The organism is Klebsiella grimontii (assembly GCF_042137965.1).
In the GTDB taxonomy this organism is placed as follows: domain Bacteria; phylum Pseudomonadota; class Gammaproteobacteria; order Enterobacterales; family Enterobacteriaceae; genus Klebsiella; species Klebsiella grimontii.
The window spans coordinates 2460940-2477922 of the sequence record NZ_CP169721.1 but is presented as its reverse complement, the minus strand read 5'-3'; the positions used below and the strand labels follow the sequence as shown (position 1 = coordinate 2477922).

At 56.8% G+C, this 16983-nt stretch carries 16 protein-coding genes; 12 read left to right on the top strand and 4 right to left on the bottom strand.

The annotated features are described in order from the left end of the window. Positions 1-44: 44 nt before the first annotated feature. Entirely contained in the window at positions 45-1691 is a 1647-nt protein-coding gene (gene fumA / locus ACE3MN_RS11770) for a class I fumarate hydratase FumA (protein ID WP_102649688.1), read from the bottom strand. Between the two features lie 197 nt (positions 1692-1888). Here fumA and manA point away from each other — a divergent pair, with 197 nt between their 5' ends. Both manA and ACE3MN_RS11760 read left to right on the top strand, forming a co-directional pair. Next, a complete protein-coding gene (gene manA / locus ACE3MN_RS11765; protein ID WP_102649689.1) occupies positions 1889-3067 on the top strand; it encodes a mannose-6-phosphate isomerase in 1179 nt (392 codons plus the stop codon). A gap of 98 nt (positions 3068-3165) precedes the next feature. Next, positions 3166-4728 carry a YdgA family protein gene (locus tag ACE3MN_RS11760; protein ID WP_102649690.1) on the top strand — a complete coding sequence of 521 codons (1563 nt, stop codon included), beginning with the start codon at positions 3166-3168 and terminating at the stop codon, positions 4726-4728. Positions 4729-4753: 25 nt separating this feature from the next. Here ACE3MN_RS11760 and ACE3MN_RS11755 read toward each other — a convergent pair whose 3' ends face one another. Beyond that, the gene (locus ACE3MN_RS11755) at positions 4754-5782 is read right to left on the bottom strand and encodes a Mal regulon transcriptional regulator MalI (RefSeq protein ID WP_024357992.1); all 1029 of its coding nucleotides are present in this window, start codon (positions 5780-5782) and stop codon (positions 4754-4756) included. Positions 5783-5956: 174 nt separating this feature from the next. On the opposite strand from ACE3MN_RS11755, the gene malX reads away from it, so the two are divergent. From malX to yedF, 5 genes are all read left to right on the top strand, one after another. Continuing rightward, complete coding sequence (gene malX, locus ACE3MN_RS11750; RefSeq protein ID WP_004134377.1) at positions 5957-7549, top strand: maltose/glucose-specific PTS transporter subunit IIBC; 1593 nt, start codon at positions 5957-5959, stop codon at positions 7547-7549. Between the two features lie 48 nt (positions 7550-7597). Continuing rightward, on the top strand, positions 7598-8776 hold the full coding sequence (locus ACE3MN_RS11745) for a MalY/PatB family protein (RefSeq protein ID WP_049086486.1): 1179 nt from the start codon (positions 7598-7600) through the stop codon (positions 8774-8776). Between the two features lie 315 nt (positions 8777-9091). Next, positions 9092-9295 carry a putative selenium delivery protein YdfZ gene (ydfZ, locus tag ACE3MN_RS11740; RefSeq protein ID WP_004134374.1) on the top strand — a complete coding sequence of 68 codons (204 nt, stop codon included), beginning with the start codon at positions 9092-9094 and terminating at the stop codon, positions 9293-9295. 187 nt (positions 9296-9482) lie between these two features. Next, entirely contained in the window at positions 9483-10694 is a 1212-nt protein-coding gene (gene yedE, locus ACE3MN_RS11735) for a selenium metabolism membrane protein YedE/FdhT (RefSeq protein ID WP_004134371.1), read from the top strand. Beyond that, positions 10691-10924 carry a sulfurtransferase-like selenium metabolism protein YedF gene (gene yedF / locus ACE3MN_RS11730; RefSeq protein WP_004134369.1) on the top strand — a complete coding sequence of 78 codons (234 nt, stop codon included), beginning with the start codon at positions 10691-10693 and terminating at the stop codon, positions 10922-10924. The genes yedE and yedF overlap by 4 nt, the downstream gene beginning before the upstream one ends. A 77-nt stretch (positions 10925-11001) precedes the next feature. On the opposite strand, the gene metQ is transcribed toward yedF, so the two are convergent. Next, positions 11002-11814 carry a methionine ABC transporter substrate-binding lipoprotein MetQ gene (metQ, locus tag ACE3MN_RS11725; RefSeq protein ID WP_024357990.1) on the bottom strand — a complete coding sequence of 271 codons (813 nt, stop codon included), beginning with the start codon at positions 11812-11814 and terminating at the stop codon, positions 11002-11004. A 272-nt stretch (positions 11815-12086) separates the two neighbouring features. Between metQ and add the strand changes: the two genes are divergently transcribed. Continuing rightward, positions 12087-13088, top strand: a complete 1002-nt coding sequence (gene add / locus ACE3MN_RS11720; protein ID WP_098065824.1) for an adenosine deaminase — start codon at positions 12087-12089, stop codon at positions 13086-13088. A gap of 56 nt (positions 13089-13144) precedes the next feature. Here add and ACE3MN_RS11715 read toward each other — a convergent pair whose 3' ends face one another. Continuing rightward, the gene (locus ACE3MN_RS11715) at positions 13145-14185 is read right to left on the bottom strand and encodes an oxidoreductase (protein WP_024357988.1); all 1041 of its coding nucleotides are present in this window, start codon (positions 14183-14185) and stop codon (positions 13145-13147) included. A 177-nt stretch (positions 14186-14362) separates the two neighbouring features. Here ACE3MN_RS11715 and blr point away from each other — a divergent pair, with 177 nt between their 5' ends. The 4 genes from blr to ACE3MN_RS11695 all read left to right on the top strand — a co-directional run bounded on the left by blr (position 14363) and on the right by ACE3MN_RS11695 (position 16942). Next, positions 14363-14512 (top strand): division septum protein Blr, encoded by a 150-nt coding sequence (blr, locus tag ACE3MN_RS11710; protein ID WP_004119556.1) that lies wholly within the window; start codon positions 14363-14365, stop codon positions 14510-14512. 103 nt (positions 14513-14615) lie between these two features. After that, positions 14616-15986, top strand: coding sequence for a GH1 family beta-glucosidase (locus ACE3MN_RS11705; RefSeq protein ID WP_024357987.1), 1371 nt, complete (start codon positions 14616-14618; stop codon positions 15984-15986). A 220-nt stretch (positions 15987-16206) separates the two neighbouring features. After that, positions 16207-16422 (top strand): transcription modulator YdgT, encoded by a 216-nt coding sequence (gene ydgT / locus ACE3MN_RS11700; protein WP_004134363.1) that lies wholly within the window; start codon positions 16207-16209, stop codon positions 16420-16422. A gap of 79 nt (positions 16423-16501) precedes the next feature. Beyond that, positions 16502-16942 carry a DUF2569 domain-containing protein gene (locus tag ACE3MN_RS11695; RefSeq protein ID WP_024357986.1) on the top strand — a complete coding sequence of 147 codons (441 nt, stop codon included), beginning with the start codon at positions 16502-16504 and terminating at the stop codon, positions 16940-16942. Positions 16943-16983: the final 41 nt, after the last annotated feature.

Genomic DNA, 16983 nt, shown 5'->3' with positions numbered 1-16983 from the left:
GCCGCTAAGCGGCATAAAAAAACCGCCCCGAAGGGCGGCTGAGATTATTTCACGCAGCGGGCGCACTGCGAGCTTTGGATTTGCTGGAAGAAATCGTTGCCCTTGTCATCCACGAGGATAAACGCCGGGAAGTCTTCCACTTCGATTTTCCAGATAGCTTCCATCCCCAGCTCCGGATACGCCACGCACTCCAGGCTACGGATACTCTGCTGCGCCAGTACCGCCGCCGGACCGCCGATGCTGCCGAGGTAGAAACCGCCGTGCTTATGGCAGGCGTCGGTGACCTGCTGGCTGCGGTTGCCTTTGGCCAGCATCACCATGCTTGCGCCGTGGGATTGCAGTAAATCGACGTAGGAGTCCATACGGCCAGCGGTGGTGGGACCAAGAGAGCCGGAAGCGTAACCGTCAGGCGTTTTCGCCGGACCCGCGTAGTAGATCGGGTGATCTTTGACGTACTGCGGCAGTTCTTCACCGCTATCGATAAGCTCTTTCAGCTTCGCGTGAGCAATATCGCGGGCCACGATAATCGTACCGCTCAGCGATAGACGCGTTGACACCGGGTACTGCGACAGCAGCGCCAGAATATCGCTCATCGGCTGGTTGAGGTTGACCTTGACCGCCTCGCCCTCACCGGCCTGACGCAGATGTTCGGGAATATACTTGCCCGGGTTGCTCTCCAGTTTCTCCAGCCAGATCCCTTCGCGGTTGATTTTGGCTTTGATATTACGATCCGCCGAGCAGGAGACGCCCATGCCCACCGGGCACGACGCGCCGTGGCGCGGCAGGCGGATAACGCGGATATCGTGGGCGAAGTATTTGCCGCCGAACTGCGCCCCAAGACCGAGGTTTTGCGCCTCCACCAGCAGTTCCTGCTCCAGCTGAATATCGCGAAAGGCCTGGCCGTGCTCGTTGCCTTCGGTCGGCAGGCCGTCGTAATACTTGGTTGAGGCCAGCTTAACGGTTTTCAGGGTGGACTCCGCCGAAGTGCCGCCAATGACGAACGCGATATGGTACGGCGGGCAGGCGGTGGTTCCCAGGGTGCGCATCTTCTCGACGAGGTAGTTTTTCAGCTTCGCCGGCGTAATTAATGCTTTGGTTTCCTGGTACAGATAGGTTTTATTCGCCGAGCCGCCGCCCTTGGCGATGCAGAGGAATTTGTACTCCTCGCCGTCGGTAGCGTAGAGGTCGATTTGCGCAGGCAGGTTAGTGCCGGTGTTGACCTCTTTATACATATCCAGCGGCGCATTCTGCGAATAGCGCAGGTTATCCTGGATATAGGTGTTATAAACGCCCTGCGCCAGCGCGGCTTCATCGCCGCCGCCGGTCCACACGCGCTGGCCTTTCTTGCCGGTAATAATCGCCGTGCCGGTATCCTGGCAGGTCGGCAGCACGCCTTTAGCGGCAATATCCGAGTTACGCAGGAACTGTAGCGCCACGTACTTATCGTTTTCGCTGGCTTCCGGGTCGTTGAGAATATCGGCGACCTGCTGCTGATGCGCCGGGCGAAGCATAAAGGAGGCGTCGTGGAAAGCGTGTTGTGCCAGTAAAGTTAGCGCCTGAGGTTCAACTTTCAGCACTTCCTGGCCGGCGAATTCGGCGACGGAGACGTAATCACTGCTGAGGAGGTAATACTCGGTATCGTCCTTTTTCAGTGGAAAAGGATCCTGATATACAAACGGTTTATTCGACATTGTGCTCTCACTTACTGCTTAGCTGATTATATTTCAGGCAGACACTCCATTTGCCCGTGGAAAAGCGAGTCGATCGATTTTACACAATTTTTTAACAAAAACTGAGACAAGGACGACTTTTTCTTCGCGCCGGTTGCTTATCGGTCGATTGCTGGTTTAATAGTGCCATGACTATTAAGTGGAAACAGGGATTGAGAATGCAAAAGCTCATTAACTCAGTGCAAAACTACGCCTGGGGAAGCCATACCGCCTTAACCGAACTTTATGGGATTGCTAATCCGAACAACCTGCCGATGGCGGAGCTGTGGATGGGCGCGCATCCGAAGAGCAGCTCGCAGATTCTGGACAATAGCGGAACTCCGCGTTCTCTGCGCGACGCGATCGACAGCGATAAAGCGACCCTGCTTGGCGAGAAAGTCGCCGGGCGTTTCGGCGAACTGCCGTTCCTGTTCAAAGTCCTGTGCGCCGCGCAGCCGCTCTCTATCCAGGTGCACCCGAACAAGCAGGCCTCGGAAATCGGTTTTGCCAAAGAGAACGCCGCCGGGATCCCGCTTGATGCCGCCGAACGTAACTATAAAGATCCGAACCACAAGCCTGAGCTGGTTTTCGCCTTAACGCCGTTCCTCGCCATGAACGCCTTCCGTGAGTTTTCCGATATCGTCAATCTGCTGCAGCCGGTCGCCGATGCCCATCCGGCGATTGCCCAGTTCCTTGCGCAGCCGAACGGCGAGCATCTGAGCCAGCTGTTTGCCAGCCTGCTGAATATGAAGGGCGAAGAAAAAGCGCACGCCCTGCGCGTGCTGCAGGCGGCGCTGGACAGCGAGCAGGGTGAGCCCTGGCAGACTATCCGCCTGATCGCCGAGTTCTACCCGGACGATAGCGGACTCTTCTCTCCGCTGCTGCTCAACGTGGTCAAACTGAATCCCGGCGAGGCGATGTTCCTGTTTGCGGAAACGCCGCACGCCTACCTGCAGGGCGTGGCGCTGGAGGTGATGGCCAACTCGGACAACGTGCTCCGCGCGGGTCTGACGCCGAAGTACATCGATATTCCGGAACTGGTGGCGAACGTCAAATTTACGCCCAAACCCGCTGGCGAGCTGCTGACCCAGCCGGTCAGCCGCGGCGCGGAGCTGGACTTCCCGATCCCGGTTGATGATTTTGCCTTCTCTCTGCACGACCTGTCGGCGCAGGCGTCAACCATCGCCCAGGATAGCGCGGCGATCCTGTTCTGCGTCGAGGGCGAGGCGACGATTGCCAAAGGCGAACAGCGCGTGACGCTGAAGCCGGGTGAATCCGCGTTTATCGGCTGTAATGAATCACCGGTGCAGGTCAGCGGCTATGGCCGCGTGGCGCGCGTGTTTAATAAGCTCCAGTAAGTTACTGAACTTTTTAGCCACAGTTGCTAGACTTTCACCCATCATGACAACACAACCAGGCGGCCCGATCCGCCTGGTTTCATTTATGGACAAATGCTATGAAAAAATCGCTGGTCGCAGCAGGAGTTATCATCGCGCTGGGCGTCGTCTGGTCTGGCGGCGCGTGGTATACGGGGAAGCAGCTGGAAAGCCGCATTGCCGATATGGTGCAGCAGGCTAATGCGCAGCTGCAAAGCAGCGCGCCGCAGGCTGGCGTAGAGCTGACGTATCAGAACTACCAGCGCGGTCTGTTCAGCAGCCATTTACAGCTGGTGCTGAAGCCCATTGCCGGCAAAGAGCCCCGCTGGCTCGCCGCCGGGCAATCGCTGGTGTTTGATGAAGTCGTCGATCACGGTCCTTTCCCGCTGGCTTCGCTGAAATCCTTTAACCTCGCTCCGGCGATGGCGTCCGTCAAAACCACGCTGACCAATAACGACGCCAGCAAGGCGTTGTTCGACATCGCTAAAGGCGAAACGCCGTTCACCATTGATACCCGTATCGCTTATAGCGGCGACAACCAATCCGCTATCGTGCTCAACCCGCTTGATTACGCGAAAGGCGATGAGAAAGTGACGTTTAGCGGCGGGCAGTTCCAGCTGAATGCCGACCGCGAGGGGAAAACCCTCAGCCTGAGCGGCGAAGCCGGTAGCGGGCAGATTAACGCCGTCAACGAGTACAACCAGAAAGTTCAGCTCACCTTTAATAATCTGAAAACCGATGGCTCCACCGAAATGGCCAGCTTCAACGAACGTATCGGTAAACAGGCTATCTCGCTGGACAAACTGGCGATTGGCGTGGAAGGCAAAGAGCTGGCGCTATTCGAAGGGATGAAAATTGACGGTAACTCCTCGCTGACTGCCGACGGTAAAGGCATTAACAGCCAGCTGGACTACACCGTCAACAGCCTGAAGCTGCAAAATCAGGATATCGGTAGCGGCCGGCTGACCCTGAAACTGGATAACATTGACGGCGCAGCCTTCCATCAGTTCAGTCAAAAATACAACGCCGAAGCGCAGGCGCTGATGGCGGATCCGCAGCTGGCGCAGAATCCTGAGCTCTATCAGCAGGCGCTGACGCAGACCTTCTTTAGCGCGCTGCCGATGATGCTGAAAGGCAGCCCGTCCCTGACCATTTCGCCGCTGAGCTGGCGCAATGCGAAAGGCGAAACCACCCTTAACCTGTCGATTCTGCTGAAAGACCCGTCGCTGACCACTACCCCGCCGCAGACGCTGGCGGATGAAGTGGATCGTAGCGTTAAATCTCTCGACGGCAAGCTGGTGATCCCGGTCGATATGGCGACGGCGTTTATGACCCAGATTGCCGGGCTGGAAGGTTATCAGCCCGCCGACGCCGCTAAGCTTGCGGATCAGCAGGTGAAAGGCCTGGCGGCGATGGGCCAGATGTTCCGCATCACGACCATGGAAGATAACGCGATCACCTCAAGCCTGCAGTACGCTGACGGCCAGGTCATGCTGAACGGGCAGAAAATGCCGCTGGATGAGTTTGCCGGAATGTTCGGTTTAGCGCTTCCCGCCGTCGCTGAACCCGCAGCGCCGCAAGAAACTCAGCCGCAAGATGACGCGCCGCAAGACGTAGTTCCACCCGCAGCGCCGCAGCAGTAAACGACAAATAGCCCCTTACCAGGGGCTATTTTCGGGTAATCAGTCGCGGAGAAATGATCTGGTTTCTCGCCGCGCCCTGGCCCTCTTCCATTCGGCGTAAAATGCACTCCGCCAGGCTTTGCCCCAGCTCCCGGGCGGGTGTCGTCACCCAGGTCAGCGGCAGGTCGTCCAGCGCATCCTCGGGCAGTTCCGCAAATGCCGCCAGCGCTATCCGCTGTTCAAAATAGCTTTCGACGCCAGCTTCGCCGCTCTGCCGCCCGGCGCGCATCAGCCCAAACCACGCCCCGGTGGCGATCACGCTGTTGTAGCACAGCACGGCGCTAATCGTCGGGTTTTGCCGCAGCAGCGCCGCCATCGCCTCCGCCGCCTGCTTCTGGCTCGACTCGCATTCGAGCACCCACTCGCTATGAAACGGCAGGCCATACTTCAGTAAGGTGGCGCAGTAGCCGCCCACCCGTTCGGCGCGCGTCAGGGACGAGCTCTGCCCTCCCAGCCAGGCAATGCGCTGATGGCCGCGGCGGATCAGGTGTTCGGTGACAATCTGCGCCGCCTGCATATTATCCGGGCGGATCAGGTCAACATCGTCGAGATAGCTGGCGCGGGAAGCAAACACCAGCGGCATCCCGGCCTGCGCCGCGCGATCGCGCAGCTCCGCTCCCTGGTCGATCGCTCCGGCAATCACTACGCCGTCGACCCCTTGCGCCACCAGGGTATCAAAACGCTGAAGCATTTTTTCACCGCTGTGTCCCCCCTGAGTGAGGAACACCATTCGCCCCTGCGACTCAAGCGCGTCGGTCAATCCGGCGGTCATCTCGGCGTAGAAAGGCTTCGATAGGTCGCTGACGATCAGACCGATCACCCCGCTCTGCCCGCCGCGCAGAGACGCCGCCTGACGGTTACGCACGAAGCCCAGTTGCTCAATAGCATGATTGACGCGCTCGCCGGTGGCCGAGGAAATACGCCCCTTGCCGCTCAGTACCAGCGATACCGTACTGACCGATACCCCCGCCGCCTGGGCGACATCATTAATGGTGATTTTTTTCGCGATAGCCATAACTGCAGGCTGGCTCCCTTTGGCTGTCGATAAAACGTTTTATCAAGATACTCTCTTTATAAACGTTATTATCGCCGGAATATGTGATTTTTATCGCACTAAAATTAGGTAAAACGTTTTATCTTTCCGTTGCGCTTCATCCTACCGCTAACTTTAAGAACCAGGATTCATGTTATGACGGCGAAAACAGCAAGCAAAATTACCTTATGGGAGTTTTTCCAGCAGTTAGGGAAAACCTTCATGTTACCCGTGGCGTTGCTCTCCTTTTGCGGGATCATGCTGGGGATCGGCAGCTCTCTGAGCAGCCATGATGTCCTGACGCTCCTGCCGTGGCTGGACGTGCCGCTGCTGCAGGCCGTTTTCATCTGGATGGGCAAAGTCGGCTCTTTTGCCTTCAGCTTTCTGCCGGTGATGTTTTGTATCGCCATTCCGCTGGGCCTGGCCCGGGAAAACAAGGGCGTCGCCGCGTTTGCCGGTTTTGTCGGCTACGCCGTGATGAATCTGGCGGTTAACTTCTGGCTGACGGCCAAAGGCATTCTGCCGACCACCGATGCCGCCGTCCTCAAAGCGAATAACATTCAGAATATTATCGGTATTCAGTCTATCGATACCGGGATCCTTGGCGCGGTGATCGCCGGGATCATCGTCTGGATGCTGCATGAGCGTTTTCACAATATCCGCCTGCCCGACGCGCTGGCCTTTTTTGGCGGCACCCGCTTTGTTCCAATTATTACTACCGTGGTTCTCGGCCTGGTCGGTCTGGTGATCCCGTTGATCTGGCCTGTTTTCGCCATGGGAATTAATGCCCTCGGCCAGGTCATCAATAGCGCCGGGGATTTCGGACCGATGATCTTCGGCACCGGAGAACGCCTGCTGCTGCCGTTCGGCCTGCACCATATTTTGGTGGCGCTGATCCGCTTTACCGAGGCGGGCGGCACCATGGACGTTTGCGGCCATAGCGTTAGCGGCGCGCTGACGATTTTCCAGGCCCAGCTCAGCTGTCCGACCACCCACGGCTTCTCCGAAAGCGCGACCCGTTTCCTTTCGCAGGGGAAAATGCCGGCATTTCTCGGCGGCCTGCCGGGCGCGGCGCTGGCGATGTACCACTGCGCGCGTCCGGAAAACCGGCATAAAATTAAGGGACTGCTGATTTCCGGCGTTATCGCCTGCGTGGTGGGCGGTACCACGGAACCGCTGGAGTTCTTGTTCCTGTTCGTCGCACCGGTGCTGTACGTTATCCACGCGCTGCTGACCGGGCTGGGCTTCACCATGATGGCTATCCTCGGCGTGACTATCGGCAACACCGACGGCAACGTTATCGACTTTGTGGTGTTCGGCATTCTGCACGGTCTGTCCACCAAGTGGTATCTGGTGCCGGTGGTCGCGGCTATCTGGTTCGCGGTTTACTACGGCATCTTCCGTTTCGCTATCACCCGTTTTAACCTGAAAACCCCGGGACGCGATATTGAAACTAATAGCGCTTTCGAAAAGGCCGTCACCGGCGTGACCGGAAAATCAGGCTATAACGTTCCGGCGATTCTGGCCGCGCTCGGCGGCGCCGAAAATATCGTTTCGCTCGATAACTGCATCACCCGCCTGCGTCTGTCGGTTAACGACATGAGCAAAGTCGACAGCGCCGCGCTGAAAGCGAATCGCGCCATCGGCGTGGTGCAGCTCAACCAGCACAACCTGCAGGTGGTGATTGGCCCGCAGGTGCAGTCGGTAAAAGATGAAATGGCTGTCCTGATGAATACCGTCGAGGCATAAGCTCCGCCCCCTCCCTACGGGAGGGGGTTCATAATGAAGGAAGTGCAGATGTTTGATTTTTCAACGCCGGTCGACCGTCATGGCACCTGGTGTACCCAGTGGGATTACGTCGCCGACCGCTTTGGCGCAGCCGACCTGCTGCCATTTACTATCTCCGATATGGATTTCGCCACCGCCCCCTGCATTCTTGATGCCGTCAGCAAACGCCTGGCACACGGCGTTTTTGGCTATAGCCGTTGGAAAAACGACGAGTTCCTCGGCGCGGTGAGCCACTGGTTCGCCAGCCGTTTTCATAGCTCAATCGATCGCGAAGCGCTGGTGTACGGCCCGTCGGTTATCTATATGGTCGCGGAGATGATTCGCCAGTGGTCGGCAGTGGGAGACGGCATTGTGGTCCACGCTCCGGCCTATGACGCCTTTTATAAAACTATCGAAGGCAATCAGCGGCGCGTCGCCCCCGTCCCGCTCACCCTCGACAGCGGCCAGTGGCGCTGCGATATGGCGCAGCTGGAGCAGGCGCTGGCCGAGCCGCGCAATACCGTTTTGCTGCTATGCAGTCCGCATAACCCCACCGGCAAGGTCTGGACCCGTGAAGAGCTGGAAACCATGGCGCGGCTGTGCGAAAAACACGGCGTGAAGGCGATCAGCGACGAGATCCATATGGATATGGCGTGGGATGGGCATCAGCACATCCCGTGGTGCGAGGTGGCGCGCAGCCCCTGGGCGCTCTTTACCTCCGGTTCGAAAAGCTTCAACATTCCGGCGTTTACCGGCGCATACGGGCTGATTGACGACGCCGCCGCACGCGAAAGCTATCTGCACGCTCTGAAGAGCCGCGATGGCCTCTCTTCCCCTTCCGTGCCGGCGCTGGTGGCGCATATCGCCGCCTATCGCGAGGGGGCGGCCTGGCTGGATGCCCTGCGCGGCTATCTGCAGGAGAATATGCGCTACATCGCCGATGAGCTGAACCAGGCGTTTCCCGAGCTTAACTGGCAGCCGCCGCAGGCGACTTACCTGGCGTGGATTGATCTGCGGCCGCTGGCGATTGACGATCGCGCCCTGCAAAAAGCGCTCATCGAGGAGCAAAAGATCGCCATTATGCCCGGCGATACCTACGGCGAAGCGGGTAAAGGCTTTGTCCGCCTGAACGCCGGCTGTCCGCGCGAGAAGCTGGAAAAAGGCGTACAGGGGTTAATCGCCGCGTTGCGCCGATCGCCAACGCGCTAGCGGCCTGTCCGCTAGCTCAGAGGTCAATATCGCCGCCGGTTTTTCGCGGCTAAAAAATTAAGCCGGAAATATCATCATCCCGCGCTATTTTTCCGCGCCGCCGGAGTACACGATCTATTTAGCACACGGCGGCGCGGCATCGCGGGATTATTTACCGCCGCTGCCTTCGCTTAATTGCCGACTCCCCGCTCGCTCATCCGTCCTCCGGGCATAATTAGCCGATATTTTGACGAGACTCAAAAAAAACCGTTTCACAAAGGTGTATTTAAATGCCGTTTTTAATTCCCGTCAAAGCATTCATCAGGAGGAAAAAAAATGAACACCTACGATCGTAACCGTAACGCTATCTCTACCGGCAGCATGGTTATGGTGGCCGACAGCGGCGCGACGGGCGTCATCAAAGCCATCCACGCCGAGGGTAAAACGGCGGAGCAGATCCGTCGCGCCGATTGCGTGGAAATAGACGGCCATCAGGGATTATATTGCCCGTTGAATCTTATTCGCCTGGGCTTTAACTAATCGCCAAACCGTCACCGGGAACTGACCGCGGATCGGCGGGCGTGAAAGGCCACTCTGGTGTGGCCTTTTGTATTCTCTTTATCGGTCAATTTGATCCCATCGAGCGTTTTCAGCGAATAAGCCGCGTATTATCGCTGCTCTTTAACCCGCTACGGGTAATATACCTTCTGAGTTCAGAGGCATCTTCATGACATGGCAACAGTTCAAACAGGCGTGGCTGATTAAATTCTGGTCGCCGGTACCCGCCGTTATCGCCGCGGGTATTCTCTCAACCTACTACTTCGGTATTACCGGCACTTTCTGGGCCGTCACCGGCGAATTCACCCGCTGGGGCGGGCAATTACTGCAGCTCGTCGGCGTGCACAGCGAAGAGTGGGGCTACTATAAACTCATTCATCTCGAGGGCACCCCGCTCACCCGTATCGACGGCATGATGATCATCGGCATGTTCGGCGGCTGTTTCGCCGCCGCGCTGTGGGCGAATAACGTGAAGCTGCGCTTCCCTCGCAGCCGGATCCGCATTCTGCAGGCCGTCGCCGGGGGAATTATTGCTGGTTTCGGTGCGCGCCTGGCGATGGGCTGCAATCTGGCCGCGTTCTTTACCGGTATCCCGCAGTTTTCTCTGCACGCCTGGTTCTTCGCCATCGCTACTGCTATCGGCACCTGGTTCGGCGCGCGCTTTACCTTACTGCCCATCTTTCGTATTCCGGTAAAAATGCAGAAAGTGTCGCAGGCGTCGCCGCTGACGCAAAAACCTGACCAGGCGCGGCGCCGGTTCCGTCTCGGGATGGTGGTCTTTTTCGCCATGATCGCCTGGGGCCTGCTCACCGCGGCGAACCAGCCGAAGCTCGGCCTGGCGCTGCTGTTTGGCGTGGGGTTTGGCCTGCTTATCGAACGGGCGCAGATCTGCTTTACCTCCGCCTTTCGCGATATGTGGATAACCGGACGCACCAATATGGCGAAGGCGATTATCTTCGGTATGGCCGCCAGCGCCATTGGCATCTTCAGCTACGTGCAGCTGGGTATGGAGCCGAAAATCATGTGGGCGGGCCCTAACGCGGTTATCGGCGGCCTGCTGTTTGGCTTTGGCATCGTCCTGGCGGGCGGCTGCGAAACCGGCTGGATGTACCGCGCGGTGGAGGGTCAGGTGCACTACTGGTGGGTCGGGCTGGGCAACGTGATCGGTTCAACGATCCTCGCATACTACTGGGACGGGCTCTCCCCGGCGCTGGCCACAAGCTGGGATAAAATCAACCTGCTGGCGACCTTCGGGCCATTCGGCGGCCTGCTGGCGACCTATCTCCTGCTGCTGCTCGCGCTGGTTCTGGTGATCGGCTGGGAAAAACGTTTCTTCCGCCGTCAATCTCTCGCCGCCTCGACCGTTAAGGAAAGCGCATGAAAACTTTCGTTCCCGATTATCGCCTCGATATGGTTGGCGAACCCTGCCCCTATCCGGCCATCGCCACGCTGGAAGCCATGCCTTCGCTGAAGAAAGGCGAGATACTTGAAGTGGTCAGCGACTGTCCGCAGTCGATTAACAATATCCCGCTGGATGCCAAAAACCACGGCTACACCGTGCTCGACATTCAGCAGGATGGGCCAACCATCCGCTATTTGATTCAAAAGTAGCCAGAAAAAAGCCGGTAGTGGGTCGCTACCGGCTGCAATGATCGTGACTGCACGCGATCAGAGTTGGCCGAGCGTCTCTACCAGCCCTTCACCGCATCGCCTTTGTATAGCCGTTCAGCCGCCGCGGCGACCTCATCGCTCTGGTAGGCCTTCACCAGGTTTTTCACCTTCTCGCTGTCTTTGTTTTCGATACGGCTGGCAAAGATATTAACGTAAGGCGAATCTTTGCTTTCCACAAACAGGCCGTTGCGCGACGGCGACAGCCCAACCTGGCTGGAGAAAGTGGTATTGATGATCGCCATGGTTATCTGCTGGTCGTCCAGCGCGCGGGTCAGCTGCGGCGCTTCAATTTCGACGATTTTTAGCTTTTTCGGATTGTTGATAATATCCAGCGAAGTGGGCAGCAGACCCACGCCGTCCTTCAGCGTAATCAGCCCCTGTTTTTGTAACAACAGCAGAGAACGACCGAGGTTAGTTGGATCGTTGGGGACCGCCACCTGCGCGCCATCGGGCAGCTGAGCGACCGATGTGATTTTCTTTGAATAGGCCGCTATCGGATAAACGAAAGTGGTGCCAACCTGAACCAGCTTATAGCCGCGCTCCTGAATCTGTTTGTCCAGATAGGGCCTGTGCTGGAAAGCATTGGCATCCAGATCGCCGTTATTCAGCGCCTCGTTAGGCAGAACGAAATCATTAAACGTCACCACCTCAACGTCGAGGTTGTATTTCTCTTTCGCCACTTTTTGCGCCACCGCCCACACTTCCTGATCGACGCCCGCGCTAATGCCCACCTTGATGTGGTTGGGGTCCTCGCCAGGTTTGCAGGCGGCCAGCAGCAGTGAACTTGCGACAATCAGCGGTACCGCGATTTTTTTTAACGTGAAAACCATATTCCCAGGGTCCTTTTAAAAATTGCCTGCCATTCATTGCAGGAAAATCAGCGCCAGAGACTATAGAAAATCTCACGGGCGAAATTAAATACTGATTGACTATGATTAATAGCGTTTTGCTATGAGCGATTTGGTCATTCCTCTATTTGACAGGGTAATCCTCCCTCCTCTCAACGTTTTCCCCTGGATTGTTCGGTATTTTTCTCCCCTTTAAACCATTTATCGTTCTGATGTACAATGACGCGCACTTTAACTAAAAAAAGAGTGCGACCATGATTGATTTAACTTTGCCATTAACCGACATCCATCGCCACCTCGATGGCAATATCCGGGCCCAAACTATTCTCGATCTTGGCCGTCAGTTTAATCTCGCACTCCCGGCAGACACCCTCGATACTTTACGTCCTCATGTGCAGGTCACCAGCAATGAGCCCAACCTGGTCAGCTTCCTCGCTAAGCTCGACTGGGGGGTAAAAGTGCTGGCCTCGCTGGAGGCCTGCCGCCGCGTCGCCTATGAAAACCTCGAAGATGCCGCGCGCAACGGCCTGCACTACGTCGAACTGCGTTTCTCTCCACGCTATATGGCGATGACTCACCAGTTGCCCGTTGCCGGCGTTGTCGAGGCGGTGATCGCCGGAGTGAAAGAAGGCAGCCGCGACTTTAACGTCGAAGCCCGCCTGATCGGCATCCTGAGCCGCACCTTCGGCGAGGCGGCCTGTGAGGAAGAGCTTGAGGCTCTGCTCGCCCACCGCGACGGCATCACCGCCCTCGACCTCGCCGGGGATGAGCTGGGCTTCCCGGGAAACCTGTTTATGGATCACTTCCGCCGCGCGCGCGATGCCGGCTGGCGCATCACCGTTCATGCGGGCGAAGCCGCTGGCCCGGAAAGCATCTGGCAGGCGATTCGCGAACTGGGTGCCGAGCGTATCGGCCACGGCGTGAAGGCGGTGCAGGATCCGGCGCTGATGGATTATCTCGCCGCGCAGCGAATCGGTATTGAGTCCTGTCTGACATCCAATATTCAGACCAGTACCGTGCCATCCCTGGCCGAGCATCCGTTGAAAACGTTCCTCGAACACGGCGTGCTGGCCTGTATCAACACCGACGACCCCGCCGTTCAGGGCGTCGATATTATCCACGAATACACCTTCGCCGCCCCGGCTGCCGGCTTAAGCCGGGAGCAAATTCGCCAGGCGCAGAAAAATGGTCTGGAGCTCGCCTTTTTAAGCGCCCAGGAGAAAGCGGCGCTGATTCAGCGCGTACAGCAGGCTTGATGTTTACCCCCGCGGCAACGCGGGGTTCTGCTACCGCCTCGTTTCGTCAGGGCGATCTAATTCAGAGACAGCGTCGCCCGATGCCTGGCCGACTCCAGCCCCAGCTCAATCAGTTCCATTATCTGAATCGCCTGGCTTGCCGGGACCGGATTAACGCCGACCCCGTTAAGCGCATCGCGAATGGCGGCATAATAGGCCGGATAGTTGCCCGGTAGCGTCAGCCACGACGCTTCGGTTATTTCCTCGCCTTCGGCCCGCGTCAGCAGCCCGTCGCGCATATCGTATCCCCAGTCCTCCTGCGGCAGGCGCTCGCCGCTTTTCAGCCGTTCTTCCTGCGGATCAAGGCCGTATTTCACGTAGCTTCCGCGCGAGCCGTGGATGATAAAGCGCGCCGTTTCCGCGGCGGCCACCAGGGTTCCGTGTAATACCACCCGGCGCTGCGGCCAGGTTAATACCGCGTGAAAATAGTCAGTGGACTGCGAGCCCGGACGTAATTGCGCCAGATCGACCTGCATGCTAACCGGAAGTCCGAAGAGATTTACCACCTGGTCCAGCAGATGCGGGGCAAGATCGTACCAGATGCCGCTGCCCGGCCCGCCCTGCTCGCGCCAGCGTTGCCGCACCTGCGGTCGATAGCGGTCGAAATGTGACTCAAAATAGACCACTTCTCCCAGCAGCCCTTCATTAATCAACGATTTCACCGTCAGAAAATCGCTGTCCCAGCGGCGGTTGTGAAACACCGAAAGCAAGCGCCCCTCGCTTTTGGCAATCGCTTCAAGCTCGCGCGCCTGCGCTAGCGTCACGGTAAAAGGTTTATCCACCACCACATGCTTGCCCGCTTCCAGCGCGGCTTTGGCCAGCGGAAAATGGGTGTCGTTTGGGGTGGGGATCGCCACCAGGTCGATATTGGGATCGCTAAAGAGCGCTTGCGGCGCGGCCACCACCTGCACCGCAGGCCAGTCGGCCAGCACTTTCTTTTCATCGCTGCTCGACACCGCCGCCAGCGTCATCCCCGGCGTACCGCTGATGAGCGGCGCATGAAAGGTTTTGCTCGCATAGCCGTAACCGATTAATCCTACCCGGATAGCGTCACTCATTTTTCTGCCCTCTTAACGAGAAGATGGTGGCCGCGTTGATGCCGCGGCTTGCTCACTCTTTTAACCCGCAATGTTGCTCAGCTTTACGCCATTTGCGTCGCTAAGATCATGTAACACTTGCGTTACTTCAGTCGTTGAGTACCATTTCAGTCTGGTTTCACAATTTGCAGTAGTGTTATGGAAAACGTTTTTAACCGTATTGTAGAACTTATTGGCTGGATTGTTTTGGGCGTTTCGGCCCTGCTTTTAGTTATCGCTCATCATATTGATAACTACCAGTCCCCGCCTTCCGTTGATGTTGTTCAGACGAAGCCGCTGTCGAAATAAACAGTGACCCGCTTCGCAACTATGCAACCGGTTTCTGAAACCGGTTGCATAGTTGCACACGCATTGATTACACTCTCTTTATCAATCGATAAGGAGTTTTTTCATGTCCGGATTTCCGCAACACTTTTTATGGGGCGCCGCTACCGCAGCCTGGCAGGTTGAAGGCGGACACGATGCCGACGGCAAAGGCCCTTCTATCTGGGATACTTATTCCCATCTTCCTGGCACTACCTATCAGGGGACGACCGGTGACGTCGCCGTTGACCACTACCATCGTTTTCGCGAAGACGTGGCGCTGATGGCGGAAATGGGTTTGCAAAGCTATCGCTTCTCTATTTCCTGGCCCCGCCTGTTGCCCACCGGCCGCGGCGAGGTGAATGAAGCAGGGGTGCAATTCTACAGCGACCTGATTGACGAGCTGCTGGCGCATAACATTGAACCGATGATCACCCTGTACCACTGGGATCTCCCCCAGGCGCTACAGGATGAAGGCGGCTGGGAGGCGCGCAGTACGGCGCAAGCCTTCGCTGAGTACGCGCGTCTTTGCTATCAACGCTTTGGCTCTCGCGTCAAACTGTGGGCCACCTTTAACGAGACGATCGTTTTTATTGGCCACGGTTATATTAACGGCATTCATCCCCCTGCGGTGCGGGACCCGGCGCGGGCCATTCAGGCCTGCCACCACGTCTTTATCGCCCATGCGCTGGCGGTTAAAGCGTTTCGTGAAATGGGCGTCGCGGGAGAGATAGGGTTTGTCAACGTGCTGCAGCCGCACACTGCATTAACCGACAGCGAAGCAGATAAGCAAGCGACGGAGATGGCGGACGCTATCCATACCCACTGGCTCTACGATCCGGTATTAAAAGGCGGCTATCCTGCGGAGCTGCTGCAGAAAACTCAGGCGCTGTGGGGCGTTCCGGCCTTTGAACCGGGTGACGATGCGCTGCTGCGTGACAACCGCTGTGATTTTATCGGCCTGAACTACTACCGTCGTGAAACCGTGTCGGCGCAGCCTCCTGAAGTCGCGACCGGCGGCGAGCCGGGAGTTGACGGACTCTTCTACTTCGTGCGCAACCCGCAAAGCACCTATACCGAATGGGGCTGGGAAATTTGGCCTCAGGGCTTAACCGACGGGATCATGATGATTAAAGCGCGCTACGGTGATATTCCGATCTATATCACCGAAAACGGGCTGGGGGCGGTAGACCCGATTATCAATGGCGAAATCGTCGACGACCCGCGAATTGACTACCTCAGCAGCCATATCACGGCGCTGGAAAAAGCGCTGGAGCTGGGTGCCGACGTGCGCGGTTACTACCCCTGGTCCTTTATTGATCTGCTGAGCTGGCTGAACGGTTATAAAAAACAGTACGGGTTCGTTTATGTCGATCACCAGCAAAATCTGGCGCGTAAACGGAAAAAGAGCTTTTTCTGGTATCAAAACGTTATTGCCAGCCGAGGCGAACAGCGTTAATCTTCTCTCCCAGGCGCCTTCCGGCGCCTGATTTAGTTCTGGAATACTCCTAAATTTCTTTTTACCAGGCCGGAAACATCGTCTGTTCTTGTCACAGGTATTTACAACCGAAATAACTCCATACAGTTTATCTTAAAAAGGAACTGCCGGTTGAGAACAGGTTTACTCAATATGGGTATATTCAACTTAATTTATTCCGATTATAAAATGGATACGCAAAATGACCGTTCAGGACTACTTATTAAAATTTCGTAAAATCAGTTCGCTGGAAAGTCTGGAAAAACTTTTTGATCACCTTAACTATTCTCTGACCGATAACGAAGAGATCGTCAACATGTATCGCGCGGCCGACCATCGCCGGGCGGAGCTGGTTTCCGGCGGCAAATTGTTCAACATCGGCGAAGTGCCCAAGTCCGTGTGGCGCTACGTGCAATAAAGACTGTCATCATTCACGCCAGTTGCTTATACTTCCGCCCTGCTTTTATTTATAACTGGCGTTGAATTTGGGAGTAATAATGTCCTCTGACTCTGTGGAACGTATTGGCGGATGGCTTTTGGCGCCGCTGGCATGGCTCCTGGTGGCTCTGCTTAGCGCCTCATTGTCGCTGCTGTTTTTTGCTAAGGCTTTGATGTCTTCCCAGACTTATACATTGCTGGGCAATATGAGTGCCGAACATCTCGCCCTGTGGATTGCTTCCTTAGCTTTTGCTATCGCCATGTGGTACTACACGCTGTGGTTGACCATCGCCTTTTTTAAGCGGCGGAAAGGGGTACCGAAACACTACATCATCTGGCTGCTGATCACGCTGCTGTTGGCGGTGAAAGCCTTTGCCTTTTCCCCGATTTCTGACGCGCTCGCGCTGCGCCAGCTGCTTTTCCCTCTTCTCGCCGCTGCGCTGCTTGCACCCTATTTCAGGCGTTCTGCTCGGGTTAAACGGACCTTTGTGAATCCGTAATAACCACACAGTTAACCTGTTGTCGCCGGTATCGATTTATT